General features: G+C 62.2%; 18 protein-coding genes. 7 read left to right on the top strand and 11 right to left on the bottom strand.

Annotated elements, in window-relative coordinates; translation table 11 throughout:
* Complete coding sequence (locus FDP28_RS08375; protein WP_144660469.1) at positions 1 to 1293, bottom strand: extracellular solute-binding protein; 1293 nt, start codon at positions 1291 to 1293, stop codon at positions 1 to 3.
* 223 nt (positions 1294 to 1516) lie between these two features.
* Between FDP28_RS08375 and FDP28_RS08370 the strand changes: the two genes are divergently transcribed.
* Genes FDP28_RS08370 through FDP28_RS08360 form a run of 3 tightly spaced genes read left to right on the top strand, consistent with a single transcriptional unit; the run spans position 1517 to position 4526 of the window.
* Positions 1517 to 1882 carry a metal-sensitive transcriptional regulator gene (locus FDP28_RS08370; protein WP_144660467.1) on the top strand — a complete coding sequence of 122 codons (366 nt, stop codon included), beginning with the start codon at positions 1517 to 1519 and terminating at the stop codon, positions 1880 to 1882.
* A 55-nt stretch (positions 1883 to 1937) separates the two neighbouring features.
* The gene (locus FDP28_RS08365; protein WP_260842389.1) at positions 1938 to 2171 is read left to right on the top strand and encodes a heavy-metal-associated domain-containing protein; all 234 of its coding nucleotides are present in this window, start codon (positions 1938 to 1940) and stop codon (positions 2169 to 2171) included.
* A gap of 9 nt (positions 2172 to 2180) precedes the next feature.
* Complete coding sequence (locus FDP28_RS08360; protein ID WP_144660462.1) at positions 2181 to 4526, top strand: heavy metal translocating P-type ATPase; 2346 nt, start codon at positions 2181 to 2183, stop codon at positions 4524 to 4526.
* A 21-nt stretch (positions 4527 to 4547) separates the two neighbouring features.
* Here FDP28_RS08360 and FDP28_RS08355 read toward each other — a convergent pair whose 3' ends face one another.
* Positions 4548 to 4820: a DUF2277 domain-containing protein gene (locus FDP28_RS08355; RefSeq protein ID WP_144660460.1), complete on the bottom strand. Its 273-nt coding sequence runs from the start codon at positions 4818 to 4820 to the stop codon at positions 4548 to 4550.
* Between the two features lie 158 nt (positions 4821 to 4978).
* Here FDP28_RS08355 and FDP28_RS08350 point away from each other — a divergent pair, with 158 nt between their 5' ends.
* A complete protein-coding gene (locus FDP28_RS08350; protein WP_144660457.1) occupies positions 4979 to 5242 on the top strand; it encodes a WXG100 family type VII secretion target in 264 nt (87 codons plus the stop codon).
* Positions 5243 to 5309: 67 nt separating this feature from the next.
* On the opposite strand, the gene FDP28_RS08345 is transcribed toward FDP28_RS08350, so the two are convergent.
* A complete protein-coding gene (locus FDP28_RS08345) occupies positions 5310 to 6335 on the bottom strand; it encodes an EamA family transporter (protein WP_144660446.1) in 1026 nt (341 codons plus the stop codon).
* 71 nt (positions 6336 to 6406) lie between these two features.
* On the opposite strand from FDP28_RS08345, the gene FDP28_RS08340 reads away from it, so the two are divergent.
* Entirely contained in the window at positions 6407 to 6955 is a 549-nt protein-coding gene (locus FDP28_RS08340) for a CGNR zinc finger domain-containing protein (RefSeq protein WP_144660443.1), read from the top strand.
* Positions 6956 to 7013: 58 nt separating this feature from the next.
* Here FDP28_RS08340 and FDP28_RS08335 read toward each other — a convergent pair whose 3' ends face one another.
* From FDP28_RS08335 to FDP28_RS08325, 3 genes are all read right to left on the bottom strand, one after another.
* On the bottom strand, positions 7014 to 7361 hold the full coding sequence (locus FDP28_RS08335; RefSeq protein WP_144660441.1) for a hypothetical protein: 348 nt from the start codon (positions 7359 to 7361) through the stop codon (positions 7014 to 7016).
* Positions 7362 to 7429: 68 nt separating this feature from the next.
* On the bottom strand, positions 7430 to 8002 hold the full coding sequence (locus FDP28_RS08330; RefSeq protein ID WP_186313558.1) for a hypothetical protein: 573 nt from the start codon (positions 8000 to 8002) through the stop codon (positions 7430 to 7432).
* Positions 8003 to 8011: 9 nt separating this feature from the next.
* Complete coding sequence (locus FDP28_RS08325) at positions 8012 to 9352, bottom strand: MATE family efflux transporter (RefSeq protein WP_144660439.1); 1341 nt, start codon at positions 9350 to 9352, stop codon at positions 8012 to 8014.
* Between the two features lie 41 nt (positions 9353 to 9393).
* On the opposite strand from FDP28_RS08325, the gene FDP28_RS08320 reads away from it, so the two are divergent.
* Positions 9394 to 9960 (top strand): antibiotic biosynthesis monooxygenase, encoded by a 567-nt coding sequence (locus FDP28_RS08320; protein ID WP_144660437.1) that lies wholly within the window; start codon positions 9394 to 9396, stop codon positions 9958 to 9960.
* A 68-nt stretch (positions 9961 to 10028) separates the two neighbouring features.
* Positions 10029 to 10463: a DoxX family protein gene (locus FDP28_RS08315; RefSeq protein ID WP_144660436.1), complete on the top strand. Its 435-nt coding sequence runs from the start codon at positions 10029 to 10031 to the stop codon at positions 10461 to 10463.
* 76 nt (positions 10464 to 10539) lie between these two features.
* On the opposite strand, the gene FDP28_RS08310 is transcribed toward FDP28_RS08315, so the two are convergent.
* The 5 genes from FDP28_RS08310 to FDP28_RS08290 form a co-directional block, all read right to left on the bottom strand.
* Positions 10540 to 11241, bottom strand: coding sequence for an HAD family hydrolase (locus FDP28_RS08310; protein WP_222120626.1), 702 nt, complete (start codon positions 11239 to 11241; stop codon positions 10540 to 10542).
* A 13-nt stretch (positions 11242 to 11254) separates the two neighbouring features.
* On the bottom strand, positions 11255 to 12298 hold the full coding sequence (locus tag FDP28_RS08305) for an NAD(P)-dependent alcohol dehydrogenase (protein ID WP_144660433.1): 1044 nt from the start codon (positions 12296 to 12298) through the stop codon (positions 11255 to 11257).
* Positions 12299 to 12324: 26 nt separating this feature from the next.
* Entirely contained in the window at positions 12325 to 13221 is an 897-nt protein-coding gene (locus FDP28_RS08300; protein ID WP_144660431.1) for a carbohydrate ABC transporter permease, read from the bottom strand.
* A complete protein-coding gene (locus FDP28_RS08295) occupies positions 13218 to 14078 on the bottom strand; it encodes a carbohydrate ABC transporter permease (RefSeq protein WP_144660429.1) in 861 nt (286 codons plus the stop codon). The genes FDP28_RS08300 and FDP28_RS08295 overlap by 4 nt, the downstream gene beginning before the upstream one ends.
* An 81-nt stretch (positions 14079 to 14159) precedes the next feature.
* Positions 14160 to 15542, bottom strand: coding sequence for an ABC transporter substrate-binding protein (locus tag FDP28_RS08290; protein ID WP_144660427.1), 1383 nt, complete (start codon positions 15540 to 15542; stop codon positions 14160 to 14162).
* Positions 15543 to 15550 lie beyond the last annotated feature (8 nt).

Raw genomic sequence — 15550 nt, 5'->3', positions numbered from 1 at the left:
TTACTTGGACCCGAACGCGGCGTTCATGGCGGCAGCGGCCTCGGTGGTTGCCGCGTTCACATCGGCCTTGCCCGTGACCACCTTCTGGTACATGCCCGTGAAGACGCCCTGGGCATCGATGGTGGACCAGTTTTCGGTGACCGGGACGAACTTGGTGCCGGCGCCCAATGTGTTGATGAAGGGCTCAACCTGCTTGTTGTTTTCCGCCACCGACTTCTGGACATCACTGAACGTGGGGAGGTTGCCCATGGAGTCGAACATCTTCTGCTGGTACTTCTTGCTGGCCAGCAGCTTCACGAAGTCCGCTGCGAGGGTACGGCGTTCGCTGCTGTTGAAGACGCCGAGGTTGTTGCCTCCGGCGAATGCGGGCGCAATGGAACCTGCAGTCTTGCCCGGAACCGGGACGACCGCGAACTTGTCCTTGATGGCACTGGCAGCAACGGCCTTGTAGTTGAAGTCGCCGCCGATGGTCATGGCCGACTTGCCTGCGATGAACTGCTGGACACTGGCGTTTCCACCGAATTCCGCGCAGGTCTGGGCGGGGCAAATATCGTCCTTGAGGAGACGGGCGTAGGCTGCCACGCCTTCACGGGACTGGGTGGAGTCGAGGCCGGAAACGAACTTGTCGCCTTCCTTTGTGGCGATTTCCCCGCCGTTGGCCCACAGATACGGCATGGCGGAGAACTGTGCAGCGCCGCCCACGGAGATGCCCAGCATGTCCGGGTTGGCTGCACGGACAGCGCGGGCAACCGTTTCCACCTCGTCCAGGGTCTTGGGGACCTCGAGCCCGAGCTGCTGCAGGAGATCAGTGCGGTAGTAGAGGGCGCGAACTCCCACGAACCACGGCACACCGTAGTTCTTGCCGTCGATTTCAGTGGTGGCCAGGATCTTCTGGTCCAGGTCCTTGGCTTCATCCCAGGAATTGATGTCCCCGGTAACATCGGCCAGACCGCCTGATGCTACGTAGCTCGCAAGGTCCGTGTTGCCGAACTCGGCCACATCCGGCGCGCTGGAAGGATCGTTGAACGCTGCCTTGAACCGTTCTGCCCGGCTGTCTACCGGGATGTACTGGACATCGATCTTGGCACCACTGTGTGCCGCCTCGAATTCAGTAACAGCTTCCTTGACCACTGCGGACTTGGGGTCCTGGTTGACCTCGGAGAAAAGCCATACGCGGACAGTTCCCGTCTGCTCGTCAGAGCTGGCGGCTGCGTTGTTCGAGGTTGGTGGAGCGCAGGCGGTCAATGCGAGCGCTGCGATGGCAATTGCCGCGGCGGAGCGCGCGAGTTTCAAGTGTCCTCCATGGAGAAAAGTTGGATTCCGCGGGATTCCCCCTCCGCGGCTATGTGACCAAACACTATGAACGCGGAGGTGTGGGCGAAAGCACATTTGCCCAAAGGTTTGCATTGCAAAACAAGAATCCGATTTCTTGCTGTTTTGGTCTATACCAAGTCATGCTGTGGATACCCCCTGGGGGTACTTGACTTCATACCCCCTTGGGGTATAACTTGGGGCCATGAACACGCCAGACCTGAGCATGAGCCATCAGGATGCACCAGTCATCGAGGTGGACCTGGAGCCCTCTGCATCCCATGGGTACACCAGCAACAAGGACGCGTACCTCAAGCGGCTCAAACGCATTGAAGGGCAGGTTCGCGGCATTGCCCGCATGGTGGAGGAAGACAAATACTGCATCGACATCCTCACGCAGGTCGCGGCAGCCACCAAGGCCCTCCACGCCGTGAGCCTGGGACTCGTTGAGGAGCACATTGGCCATTGCGTCGTGGGTGCTGCCTCCGAGCCCGACCCCCAAACCCGCGCCGAACACATCGACGCCAAAGTCAAGGAGGCCACCGATGCCATCGGGCGCCTGCTGCGGTAGCGGTAACTCAGCCACCACCCACCACACCATCCAACTCACCACCAAGGAGCACTCCATGAGCCAGACCATCCAGACCAACGTCAACGTATCCGGCATGACCTGCGGCCACTGTGTTTCCAGCGTGAGCGAAGAACTTGAAGCGCTCAGCGGCGTTAAGGACGTCGCGGTGGACCTCAACCCCGGCGGTTTGTCCACTGTCACCATCACATCCACCCAGGAGCTGTCGCCGTCGGAAATTGGCGAGGCCGTGGCAGAAGCCGGCTACGTGGTGGTAGCCAACGAAGCCTAGGGGGTTCTCTTGAGTAACCAGGAGACCTTCAACCAACCCGCACAAAGGGTGATCGAGCTGGACATCGAGGGCATGACCTGCGCCTCATGCGTCAATCGAGTGGAACGGAAACTGGGCAAACTCGAAGGGGTCGAGGCAAGCGTCAACCTGCCGCTCGAATCGGCGCACGTCACGGTCCCCGCAAACGTTACAGACCAGCAAATCGTGGACACCGTGAACGCAACGGGATACAGGGCAACGCTGAGGCAAGCCCCTGTACGCCACTCCCGCCCGGCAGTCGATGACCACGGGCATGGGCATCACGAGGCCGGGTCCACGCAAGAGGAACACGAGGAACACGAGGAACACGCCGGCCACGAAAACCACATGGATCATGGCCCCTCGGCTTCCACGCTGCGGCCCCGGTTGATCCTGGCCGCCGTCCTGACTGTTCCGGTTTTCGCAATCTCCATGATCCCGGCCCTCCAGTTCGCCAACTGGGGATGGGTTGTCGGCGTACTGGCACTTCCGGTCGTGAGCTGGGCGGCCTGGCCGTTCCACCGGGCCGCTGCCATCAACGCCCGGCATTTCGCCTCCACCATGGACACACTGGTTTCCATCGGTGTCATTGCGGCCTACGCGTACTCGGCCTGGCAGTTGTTCGCGGATCCACGCATGACAGAGCACCCCGGCATGGAAAGCATGGCGGGCGGCGGCCTGTACTTCGAAGTCGCAGCCGTGGTCACCACCTTCCTGCTGCTGGGACGCTATCTTGAAGCGAATGCCAAAGCCAGGGCAGGCAACGCCCTCAAAGCCCTGCTCAATCTGGGCGCCAAGGATGCAACCATCCTGGTGGATGGCGTGGAGAAGAAGATCCCCGCAGACCAGCTCCTGGTGGACGATGTGTTCGTTGTTCGTCCCGGTGAGAAGATCGCCACCGATGGCGTGGTGCTCGATGGCGCATCAGCCGTGGACGCATCCCTGGTGACCGGAGAATCCGTCCCTGTCGAAGTTGGACCGGGCAGCACAGTAACGGGTGCCACCATCAACACATCCGGGCGATTGCTGGTACGGGCCACGCGCGTCGGCTCCGACACGACTCTCGCCCAGATGGGACGACTGGTCAGCGAAGCCCAGACTGGCAAAGCACCCATCGCCCGGCTCGCGGACCGGATCAGTTCGGTCTTCGTTCCCATCGTGCTGGTCATCGCCGTGGTCACTTTCCTTCTTTGGCTGTTCTTCTCCGGGGACCTCAACGCTGCCTTCACAGCTGCCGTTGCGGTCCTGGTGATCGCTTGCCCATGCGCCCTGGGCCTGGCTACCCCGGTTGGCCTGCTGACCGGAACGGGCCGTGGTGCCCAGCTGGGTATCCTCATCAAGGGCCCCCAGGTGCTGGAAGATACCCGGCACGTGGACACCATCCTGCTGGATAAGACGGGCACGGTGACCAGTGGCAAGCTGGCCGTGGACCGCACGGTCGCCCTCAACGGGCACTCCCCCGCTGCTGTGCTGACCTTGGCCGGGGCCGTCGAGTCGGCGTCGGAACACCCGATCGCCCACGCCATTGCGGCGGCGGCCAAAGAAGCAGCGCACGACGCCGGAACACTGCCTGCCGTTGGAAGCTTCAGTTCGGCGCCAGGCGGCGGAGTTCGGGGCAGCGTAGCGCTGGACGGCAGCACGAAGACCGTCGTTGTGGGCCGTTCGGGGTGGTTGGAGGAAAACGGCATCTCCCTCGAAACCGAACACCGCGATGTCCTCGCTGCCCAGGAGAATGGGGGCGCCACCGCTATCTGGGTGGCCGTTGATGGCGAACCGGCCGGCATTGTGAGCCTTCGGGACACCATCAAACCCGGCTCCGCGGCGGCGATCGCAAAACTGAAGGACCTCGGGATCCGTCCCATCCTCCTGACCGGAGACAACGCCGCAGTGGCCGCCCAGGTGGCTGCCGCCGTCGGAATTGGGCCGGAAGATGTCTTCGCCGGGGTATTGCCGGAAGGCAAGGTGGACGCCGTTCGGAAGCTCCAGGAATCGGGTTCCACGGTCGCCATGGCCGGCGACGGCGTCAACGACGCCGCGGCCCTGGCCCAGTCGGACCTCGGAATCGCAATGGGTTCCGGCACGGACGTTGCTATCGAGGCCTCGGACCTGACCGTGATGGGCAGTGATCTGGGTCAGTTGGTGCAGGCGATCGAACTGTCCAGGAAGACGCTCTCCACCATCAAGACCAACCTGTTCTGGGCGTTCTTCTACAACGCGATCGGCATTCCGGTTGCTGCCCTTGGGCTGCTGAATCCGATGATCGCGGGCGCGGCAATGGCGGCCAGCTCAGTCCTGGTTGTGGCCAATTCGCTGAGGCTGCGCTCGTTCGGCAAGTAGCGCGCTGGAACGAGGCCCGGGTCAGGCGGTTCCGAAGCGGAATGCGGCCCGGGCCTTCGCCTTGGCTGCTTCCTCTTCACGGTTCTTGGCGGGACCGTGGCTTACCAATGAGTCCAAGAGATGCTGCGTAATGTGCGCGATCTCGTGGACAGCCTCGGCAAAAGCTTCTTCGTTGGCCTTTGACGGCTTGGTGGATCCGCTGATCTTGCGCACATATTGGAGGGCCGCGGCCTCCACTTCCTCGCTGGTGGCATGCGGTTCGAAGTTATGCAAAGTCCTGATATTCCGGCACATAGCCCCATGCTAACCATGGGCAGTGCTGCATGGGGAGGGGTGCCCATCGACGCGTTTGCGATTCACGGGATAGGTTTTAGCTATTGGATCTTCCGGATGAGCCGGAGGCCGCTGGGGATGCCGAAGAGCTCGGGTCCGAACAAATGAAGGAGAATCTCATGGCTATTTGGGGTGCAGATGTTGATCAGCTTCGTCAGCTCGGTAACAAGCTGAAGGCAGGTGCTGAGCAGATCGAGCAGCAGCGTTCGCAGCTCAAGGGCGCTCTTGACGGCACTGACTGGAAGGGCCCGGACGCTGACAAGTTCCGCAGCGAGTGGGACGGCGAGCACACTTCCAACCTGAAGAAGGTTGCCGACGCCCTTCGTCAGGCCGGCGACCGTGCCCAGAAGAACGCTGAGCAGCAGCAGCAGGCCTCCAACTAGGACAGTTGGGAAAATGCCCGGACGCACAAGCGTCCGGGCATTTTTGCGTTCTTTTCGAAATCTTGGATCATCGACCTTCGGCGACCGGCCCTGAAGGGACAGGTTCGACGTCGTTCGGATGATCCAAAGCCCGGGCGCCCGCGGCAGCGGCCCGACGGTCTCCGCGCAGTTCATCCACCCGGACCAGGACAACGCCGCCCACGATCAGGAGACCGCCCAGGAGCTGGATCGGGCCGGGAAGTTCGCCCAGCAACAGCCACGCCCAGATCACAGCAAACAGCACCTCCGTCAACGAGACGAACGAAGCCACCTTGGAGCCCAGGCTCCGCGCCGCCATGATTCCGGAAACGTACGCCAGGACAGTTGCCAGGATGATCAGGCCGACGGCGGACACCCACCACGGCACGGTCCACGGACCCAGCGTTGTGTCCGCGGTACTGAACGTCATGGGAAGCAAGCCCAATCCGCCCACGAGCCACATCACCAGGGCACCCACCAGGAGGCCACCCGAGGCCAGCACCAGCGGAGGAAGGGTGTCGTTCTCCTTGGCTGTGATGAAGAAGTAGATCACCAGGCACACGGCAGCCGCCATACCCCACAGGACCCCTACAAAGTCCACCTTCACGGCACCTGTCAGGTCGAGCACCAGCACCAGGCCGCCGAGCGAAAGCAACGCACCGGCAGCGGTCAGGGCACGCGGCTTCCGGCGGGTGGAGATCCAGAGCCACAGGACGATCATCACCGGGGCCAGGTACTCCAGCAGCAACGCGACGCCGACGGACAAACGGGCTACGGCGTTGAAATAGAAGAGCTGGCAGCCGGCGACTCCGATGAGGCCGAAAAGCAGGATGGTGAGCCAGTTTTCCTTGAGCTGGTGCCAGCGTCCGCGAAGAACGACGACGGCGGGAATCGCCAGGATCAGCGCGGCACCGGTGAGGCGCACGGTGACTGCGGCGCCGGGTGACCAGCCGGTTTCCAGCATTGATTTGGCGAAGGAGCCTGAGGTGCCGAACACGGCTGAAGAAAAGAGTGCGATGCCGAGTCCTGATGCCAGGAAATTCTTTGCATCAGCCTTCGTCATTGGAGCTGACACAGCAGCCTCCTGTCAGGAGTAAAGTGGGCTTATGGTCATGACAGTACTCCCGGAACATGTAAGGAGTCAAAGTGCTTTTTGCGCCTGACACCGTGGTTGCCCTCCGCAGCGTGGTCAACCTGATCAACACGGCTGCCAATGGGCAGGAACTGCTGACCTCCCTGGAAGACCTCAACGCCTTTCTGGCCGCTGAGGAGTTCACCGGTTCACGCGTCAATTCTGCGGATGAGCTGAACAGCATCAAGCGTCTCCGTGGCCAGCTGGCAACGCTCTGGAGCTCAGACGAAGACACCGCAGCCAAGTCCGTCAACAAGCTGCTCACCGATGCGAAAGCACTCCCACAGCTGGTCAAGCACGACCATTGGGATTGGCACCTTCACGCCACCACCCCTGAAGCGCCGCTGGCAGACCGCATGGGCACCGAAGCGGCGATGGCGATCATCGATGTGATCCGCAGCAAAGAGATGGAACGCATGCGGGTATGTGCCGCCGATGACTGTGACGCCGTGGTCCTGGACCTCAGCCGCAACCGCTCAAAGCTGTACTGCGACACCGGCAACTGCGCCAACCGAACCCACGTCGCGGCCTACCGGGCAAGGAAGGCAGCCGAAGGCGAGTAAGCCGGGCAGCGCCCACTAAAAAGCGCTCCCCCAACCGAGGTGGGGAAGCGCTGGAAGGTTAGCGGCCGGCGTCGGGCGTTTCAGTCCCGTCGGGCGACTCCGGAGCCGCCGATCCGCCGTGCGGACGCTTCGAGCTGAGGTTGACCCCCGAGCCCTTGCCGAGGTGATCGGCGTTTTCCTTGTAGCTCATGGACAGCATGGCTGCCACGACGAGGCTCACGATGAAGGCGATGCCGGCGCCGGTGAACGCGAGGTCGAACCGGGGAGTCCGCGCGCTGCCGCCTGAAGCGAAGATCAGCACGGCAAAGAAAGCCAGCACTGCGAAGAAGGCCGAGAACATGAGCGGTCCCTTGACCGAGGTCCGCATCTTGCGCGGTTCTCCTGGTGTCTGGTCTGCCACGGTCATTCCTCCAATGATGGCGGAAGGCGTCCGCCGGTATGCAAAAGTTCTACAACGAGTAGAACGTCCAACTACTAGTTTACGGCCTCCGGAGAAGCGCCGGGCGCAGGGGTCCGCGCACCCACTCGGACATCATGCCGCAGCGACAAGCCGGAGAGCATCCACAGAACCCCGGAGAGAATCGCGCCACCACCGGATACGCCCAAAAGCGCATGCGCGCCCAGTGACGTGAAGAACGGCAACGCAATGGCGGTACCCACCGAGATGATCCCCGAGATGAGCCAGTCGCGGGCCAGGGAATCGCGCTTTTTGAGGCCCTTCATGAATTCCAGGAGCCCGAGCACCAGCAGCGCGAGCATTGCCGAAAGAGCCACGCCTTCGTCTGACTGCGTGACTAAAGCGGCCACGCCGCCCGAGGCGACCACCACGGCCACGGCCGCAGGCAGCGCACGGGAGATCCACAAAGCCGCAGCTGTTCCCAGCAGATACAGGCCGACGGCCCACGCCAGCACATGCACCGACGGTGAACTCCAGAAGATCGTCACCAGGCCGAACAACACCGCAACCGTCGCGCGGATCAGGACCGGTTTCCACGGCCCCGCCGGAAGGGCGGAAGGGGTTTGGGCAGGAGTCGCTGGAAGAGTCACCCGTCCAGTTTAGTGCGAACCCAGCACCATCCAGCGATCGGTCCGCGCCCGCAGCCCCAGAGTCACCGCCCGCGCCAGCATGTAGCCCAGCGCAAACGCCGCCCACAGCCACAGGAGCCCCGCCTCGCCGTCGGGCCTTAATTGGTGGATAGCCACCAGCAGCGGCAAGTAGACCGCCAGATTAACGACGCCGGCAATCGCCAGATAGCGCGCGTCGCCAGCGCCGATGAGGACACCGTCCAGGACGAAGACGTACCCGGCAATGGGCTGCCCCACCGCAAGTACCCACAGCGCCACAGTCAGGGCCGAGCGGACACCGGAGTCGGAGGTGAAGATGTACCCGATCCAGGGAGCCGCGACGGCCAGCACCGCTCCCGTGATCACGCCGAATCCCAGACCCCAGCGGATCATGGTGCGCGTCAGTTCGCGGGCCTTGCGGGCGTTGCGGGCTCCCAGCTCCTTGCCGATCAACGCCTGCGCCGCGATGGCCAAGGCATCAAGGGCAAAGGCAAGGAAGGAGAAAATGGTCATGGCCAACTGATGCGCCGCGAGGTTTACCGCGCCTTGTGCCGTCACCACCAGCACCGTTGCCAGGATTGCCAGGCGGAGGCTCAGCGTGCGGAGCATGAGCCAGGAACCGACCTTGGTCATGGCCCGGATGCCATGCCAGTCGGGCTTCAGGGAAACGCCGTGCTGCCGCGCGTTGCGGCCCACCATCACCAGATACACCGCTGCCATGGCCCACTGGGCGATGCTCGTGCCGATGGCCGAACCCGCTACGGACAGGTTCAGGCCATAAACGAGGAACCAGTTGAGGGCTATGTTGAGCGCGAAACCGGCCGTCGCCACAAGAAGGGGGGTGCGGGTGTCCTGCAATCCGCGGAGGACACCAGTGCCCGCGAAGACCAGGAGCATCGCCGCCAGGCCGGGCATGGACCAGCGGAGGTAGTCGACGGCAAAGCCCTGCACGTCACCGGTTGCACCCATCAAACCAACAAGGGGTTCAGCGGCAACAAAGCCGGCCACAGCGAGCAGCACGCCCAACAACATGGCCAGCCACACGCCGTCGCGCCCTGCCGCCAGAGCCTTGCCCAGCTTCCCGTCGCCGATGGCGCGGGCGACTGCCGGCGTCGTCGAATACGCCAGGAAGACCATAAGTCCGACGGCTGTGTGCAGGATGGTAGAGGCCAGACCGACGCCGGCCAACTGGTCCACTCCCAAGTGCCCTACGATCGCGGAGTCGGCCAGGAGGAACAGCGGCTCGGCAATCAGGGCGCCGAAGGCAGGTACGGCTAGGCGAAGGATTTCGCGCGCGTTCGAGCGGGCCGGGGCAATTGTGGTTTGAGGCACTAAACAAGCCTAGTCTGCCGGGAGCCGGGTACATTTGGGCCGTGTCATATGAGCATCCCGTCACCGTTTCCGTCGCCCGAACCATCCTCCCGGGCTACACCCGCCAGGCCAACGCCTGGGCCCACGCGGGGCAGGAACTCGCGCGCGAGTGGCCCGGCTACCTGGGATCGGGCTGGGTCCGCAACGGCGTCGACTCCACCGAATGGCACATGCTCTACCGCTTCGCCGACGCAGAGTCGCTGCAGGCCTGGGAGGACTCCGAGGAGAGGCGCTGGTGGATCGACAGTGCCAGGGAAATGATGGAGACCACCCGCGTGGAGCGACACACGGGCATCGAAGGATGGTTTTCGCAGCCGGGGGACGTCTCGGTCATTGTCCCTGAGACCGTCGTCCCGCCGCGCTGGAAGCAGGCCATCAGCATCTTCCTGCCGTTCTTCCCGCTTAGCCTGCTGGCCAATTTCCTGTTGCACCCGGTAACGCAGAACTGGCCGCTGGTGTTTGCGGTACTGCTCAATATCGTCATCCTTACTCCCCTGATGACGTACATTTTCCTTCCGGTGACCACCCGGTTGCTTCAGCCGTGGCTCCAGGCGAAACCTCGTAAGTAGCTGGGAATTACTTGGATGCGCACTGTGATTAGTTGACACTTCAACTAATCACCTGCAAGGGTTGAAGCATGAACAAGTCCAGCTTGACCACCACAGCCCTGACCATCCTGCGCGTCATTGCAGGATTTCTCTTCGCCGCGCACGGTTGGCAGAAGTTCAACGAATTCACCATTGCCGGAACCCAGGCGTCCTTCACGCAGATGGGCGTGCCGGGCGCTTCCGTCGTAGCCCCGATCGTCGCAACCCTGGAACTTGTGGGCGGCATCGCCCTGATCCTCGGCCTGCTGACCCGCGTTTTCGCGGCACTCCTTGCAGTTGACATGCTGGGGGCCTTGTTCCTGGTGCACGCGCCTGCCGGCATCTTTGTTGGCAACGGGGGCTACGAGCTCGTGCTGCTTTTCGCCGGCGCGGCTCTTGCCCTGGCCCTGGCGGGCGCGGGTCGCCTCTCGGCCGACGCCGCACTGTTTGGTCGCCCGGGCTCGAAGCTCGGCGTCCTGGCGTAGAACCCTCTCTCACATCCCACCCCCTTCACCCGGACGCTCTATCACTCCCTTGGCGGAAGTGATAGAGCGTCGGCGTTTAAAGGGTGGGATGTGAGAGAGGGTCCAGGGCGTGCAGGCGCACCCGAAGACCTCCGTCCGTCCCCACGACAACGGCGACGTCGGCCAGTGAGGTGACGACGGCGTCGGCATGGGGCTGGAGCTCCGCCGCCGTCGCCGTACCCGGAAGGCCGACCGTCAGGCAGCCTGCACTGCGGGCTGAACGCAACCCGGCGACGGTGTCTTCAAAAGCGACAGGCGGCACGCCGTCCCGCGCCCAACGCGTGCCGGTACGGTAAGGCTCGGGGTCGGGCTTGCCACGGGTAACATCGTCGCCTGTTATCAGCAGAGCCGGCGGCGTGATTCCCCCGGCGGCCAACCGTGCCTGGGCTACCAGGCGTGCGGCAGAGGTCACCACCGCGCACCTGTCACCGGGAACTGCAGCCAACAACTCGAGCGCCCCGGGCAGCGGAGTTACCGGAGCCCGGGGGTTCTGCTCAATTTCGCTGAGCCGGAGGAGGGCAGCAGTTATCCGTTCTTCAGGTACGAATGACGCAGCCAAGTCCCGCGACGTGCGTCCGTGAAACGACTCCCCATCAGGAATGGTCACCCCTTCCTCTTCCGCCCATTCGTGCCACGCCTGCTCCACCGCCGCGATGGAGTCCAGGAGCGTTCCATCCATATCGAAGAGAAACTCGCTGACTTCCCATTCGATGGCCCTTTTGTTGTCAATCAGGTTCAAAGCGATCGTCCTGCTACCGCTTTGTCTGCGGGACGGGGATGACCATGGTTTTGATCGCCATAGGGTCCTTCTTGGCCTTCATCAGTGACTCTTCAACGTCCTCCAGCCCATAGCGCCCTGTGACGATGCCTTCCACATCCACAGCTCCCGTGGCCAACAGGGCAATTGCCGTGGGCCAGGTATTCACATACCGAAACGTCCCGGTCAGAGTGATCTCGCGGTGCTGGATCATGGCGATGGGAACATTGAGTTCATCCCCTCCCATCCCCACCAGACATGCGGTCCCACCCCGTTTGATGGCGGGGAAGGCGGGCAGGATCGCCCGTGCGTTCCCGGAAGCATCAATGTAGACGTCAAAGTACTCTGCATAGTCGTCCAAACCTTTTGTGGTGGGGTCCAGTGCTACGTCCGCCCCATGGGCCAAGGCAAAGTCCCGCCGATGCGCGATCGGGTCGCTGATGACCACCTCACTGGCACCCAACGCCTTGGCGACCTGGACATTCATGACCCCGATCGGCCCCGCACCAGTGATGAGAACTTTGTCTCCGGCCTTCACACCTGCCCGCCGGGCTGCGTGGACGGCCACGGACAGCGGTTCGAGAAGGGCTGCTTGCTCGTCGGAGATTTCCTCCGGAACGGCATGTGCAAAGTCGTCATCGACAATTACGTACTCCGCGAAAGAGCCGTCAACGGGCCAAGCCCCGTAAAACAAAATATCCCGGCACAGGTGATAGCGGCCCGTCTTGCAGTAATCGCACTTCCGGCAAGGAGTCTGCGGTTCAACCGCCACCCGTGTTCCTACACGGCTGCTGTCGACGCCAGGCCCGACGGCGACAATCTCACCGGCCGTTTCGTGCCCCAGCACGATGGGACCTTCGACGACTATGTCGCCGATTGAACCAGTTTCGTAAAAATGGGTATCCGAACCGCAGACCCCCACCGCCGTCACGCGGACAAGCACCTGGCCCGGTTGCGGCTCCGGAACTGCGACTTCCTGAAGTTCTATGGTCTTGGGCGAGGTCAGGACGCTGGCGCGCATGGTTGCAGGGATTGACATGTTTATCCTTTCGAGGTGGGGTGTGGTCAGCCCTTGACCGTGCCGGCAGTGAGACCACCGACGATCCAGCGCAAGGAGAAGAGAGCAAAGAGGATGCCAGGGACCATTGAGACGACCGTGGCCGCCGCCATCGGACCCCAGTCAATGGATTGGTAGGCGATGTACTGCTGGATGCCCGTGGTGACTACCTGGGTGTTCTTGCCGCTCAGAACAAGGGGCAAGGTGTAGCTGTTCCACGCCCAGATGAAGGAAAGCATCAAGCTGGCACCAAGACCCGGTGCGATCAACCGGAACAACACGTGCCGGAATGCCGTCCAGCGACTTCCGCCGTCCATGGCAACCGCTTCTTCGAGTTCGACAGGGAGATCTTCGATGAAGGAGCGCAGCATCCACACGAGCATCGGCAGCGTCACCAGCTGGTAAGCCAGGATCAGGCCCAGGTAGTTGTCGTACAAGCCTATCTTCTGGAAGATCAGGTACAGCGGAAGGATGATCAGCAGCTCCGGAGCAAAACGGAGGGACAGGATGCTGAACGCAATGTTCTCGCGGCCCCGGAACTTGAAGCGCGCCAAGGCGTAGGCCGTCGGCAGACCAATGAGCAGGGTCAGCACCAGCGAGCCCAGCGTCACGATCAGGGAGTTCACGAACGGTGTCATGAACGCGCTGCCACTGAGCACCTTCACGTAGTTGTCCAAAGTTGGAGAGAACAGGAACTTCGGCGGATAGACCACGATGTCGCCCGGCATTTTGAAGGACATCATCAAAATCCAGACAATCGGCGCCAATGCGAACACGGTCCAGAGTGTCAGGACGGCGATGGCCGCTGCGCGTCGCAGCTTCCTTGACCTTTCCCGCCGGGAAGTGGCAGGCGCCGGCGGAGTCCTTTGGGTGCGTACCGCAGGCTCGACAACTGTGCTGCTCATGAAAATGCCTCCTTACGACGGGCCTTGAGCAGGAAAAAGGAGATGAGGTAGCAAAGAAGCCAGAGGACAATCAAAGCCGCCATTGCTGCACCGAAGTTCAGGTTGCGAATGCCATCCAGGTAGGCCATGACATGCAGATTGGTGGTCGCATCCACAGGTCCGCCCTTGGTGGTGGTGTAGATAATGTCGAACATTTTCAGCGAGTCGATGCCCCTGAAAGTGATGATGACTACCAGGACGGGCATGAGCATCGGCAATGTCACCGACACGAAGTTTCGAACCGGCCCCGCACCATCCATGGCGGCAGCCTCACTGAGTTCCTTCGGGACGCTCTTGAGGCCTGCCTGCGCCAGAAGCACAACGAACGGCGTGAAGATCCAGACGTCGATAAGGACAACGGACCAGAGGGCGCTGTCCGGTCCGTTCAGCCAGAGCAGCTTCTGGGACCCCACCGCCTCCAGCAACCAGTTCACAACACCGTTTTCGGTCAGCATGACCTTCCACATGAGAGCCGCGACCACCGGAGGCAGCAGCAACGGAAGGACTATCAGCAGCCGAAAAGAGTTTCCTATCCGGCCCACGTAGTTAAGGAGAATCGCCAGGCCTATGCCGAACAGGCATTCAAGCACCACGACGACGACCGCGTAGCCGAGCGTGATGCCGATTGCGTGCAGGCCCTCCCCGCTTGAGAAGAGATTGAGGAAGTTCTCTCCCCAATTGGGCACGGGCGCGCCCCGGTTGAGCCGGTACGAGGTGAACGACCACCACGCCCCGGTGAGGAACGGGTAGAGAATCGCCACCAGCAGCGCCAGGGCGGGTAAGAGTAAAAGGTAGGGAAGAGAAGGTTTGTGTTTCATGGGTTCCCTTGGTTGATGCAACTCTGCCCTGCGGCCGGCGCGACAGTACGCCTCCAAGGACCGCGGGAAGTGTCGGCAGGGTTACTTGATAACGGCGTCGATCTTCTTTGCGGCGTCATTGAGGGCGTCCTCGACGGACGCCTGGCCCAAGATGGCGGACTGGATTGCGGTGGCCCAGATGTCGCCTGCGTTCGTCCAACTGGCCGACGGCGAATACGGCCAGGACGCGTACTTCGAGAGGATTTCAGTCCACGTCTTGTTGTAGTCGCCCCAGCTGGCAGTGGCTTGGATCATCTCCGGGCTGTTGGCCACCGACATACGCGTTGGATTCATGTTTCCTGCTGCGATGGCGGAGGTCAGGAGTTCCTTGGAAGTGGCCCATTGCATGAACTGCCAGGCCGCCCCCTTGTTTTTCGACGACGAGTTCATTCCCAGCGACCAGAGCCACATGCTGGAGGAGCGGCCTTTGGGACCCTCGGGCGGCAGGGCGTAGCCCACCTTGCCGGCGATCGCGCTGCCCTTTTTCTCAAAATCCGGAGCCATGTGGTCGGCGTCGATGTAGAACGCCGAAGTACCCGCCAGGAAGTCCTGCTGTGCCTCGTACCAGGTGTAGGTGCTGGCCGCCTTGGGCGCCGTCTTCATCAGCTCCACCCACTTGCTGGTCGCTTCAATGCCCTCGGGAGAGTTGACAGTGGCTTTTCCATCGGTGATGTCCTTGACGCCGTAGGCTCCGGCGAAGGTGGAGAAGGGGTTCAGCGTGGGGTAGGTCTTGTCGCCGCGGCTGACGAAGCCGGAGATCTTCTTCCCACCGAAGTCGATCCCGTTGAGCTTCTGCGCTGCGGCGATGAGCTGGTCGATGGTTTGCGGCACCTCGACGTTGTTGGCTTCAAGAATGTCCTTGCGATAGAAGAGCGCGTAGCCTTCCTCGTTCGCCGGGATCGCCCACAGACCGCCTTTGCCTGCACCTCCGAAGTTGGTCTTATCCCAACGCTCAGCGCTCAACAAAGCTGGAAAGAAGTCGTTGATGTCGTAGTCCGGAGCAGTGTGCTTGGAGTTGTCCACCCAGGGCTGCAGGTCCTCGATCCAACCGGCGGCTGCGTACTGGTAGTTCATGGGCTGGGACGTCATGAAGACGTCATAGGCACCGGAGCCCGACTGGAGTTCAGTCAGGATCTTCACCATGTAGTCGGATTCACTGAGGGTTTCAAGGTTGACCTTGATTCCGGTCTTCGTCTCAAAGTCACCCAGCTGCGGCTTGATCGCTGCGGAGAGCGGGTGCTCGCTCATCAAGAGATTGAGGCTTTTTCCTTCGAAGTTCCGCCAGCCGAACGAATCGACATCGGCTGTGGAATCCGCTCCGCCTCCGGGCGAGCAGGCGGCGAGAGTAGCCGTAGCGGCTACTGCAGTCACGGCCATTTGCATCACGGTGCGACGGCTTGGGCGGAAACGCTGAACTTCCATCATCTACTCCT

This window comes from Paenarthrobacter nicotinovorans (genome assembly GCF_007670255.1).
Taxonomy (GTDB): domain Bacteria; phylum Actinomycetota; class Actinomycetes; order Actinomycetales; family Micrococcaceae; genus Arthrobacter; species Arthrobacter nicotinovorans_B.
This window is presented reverse-complemented; position numbering and strand designations above follow the sequence as displayed.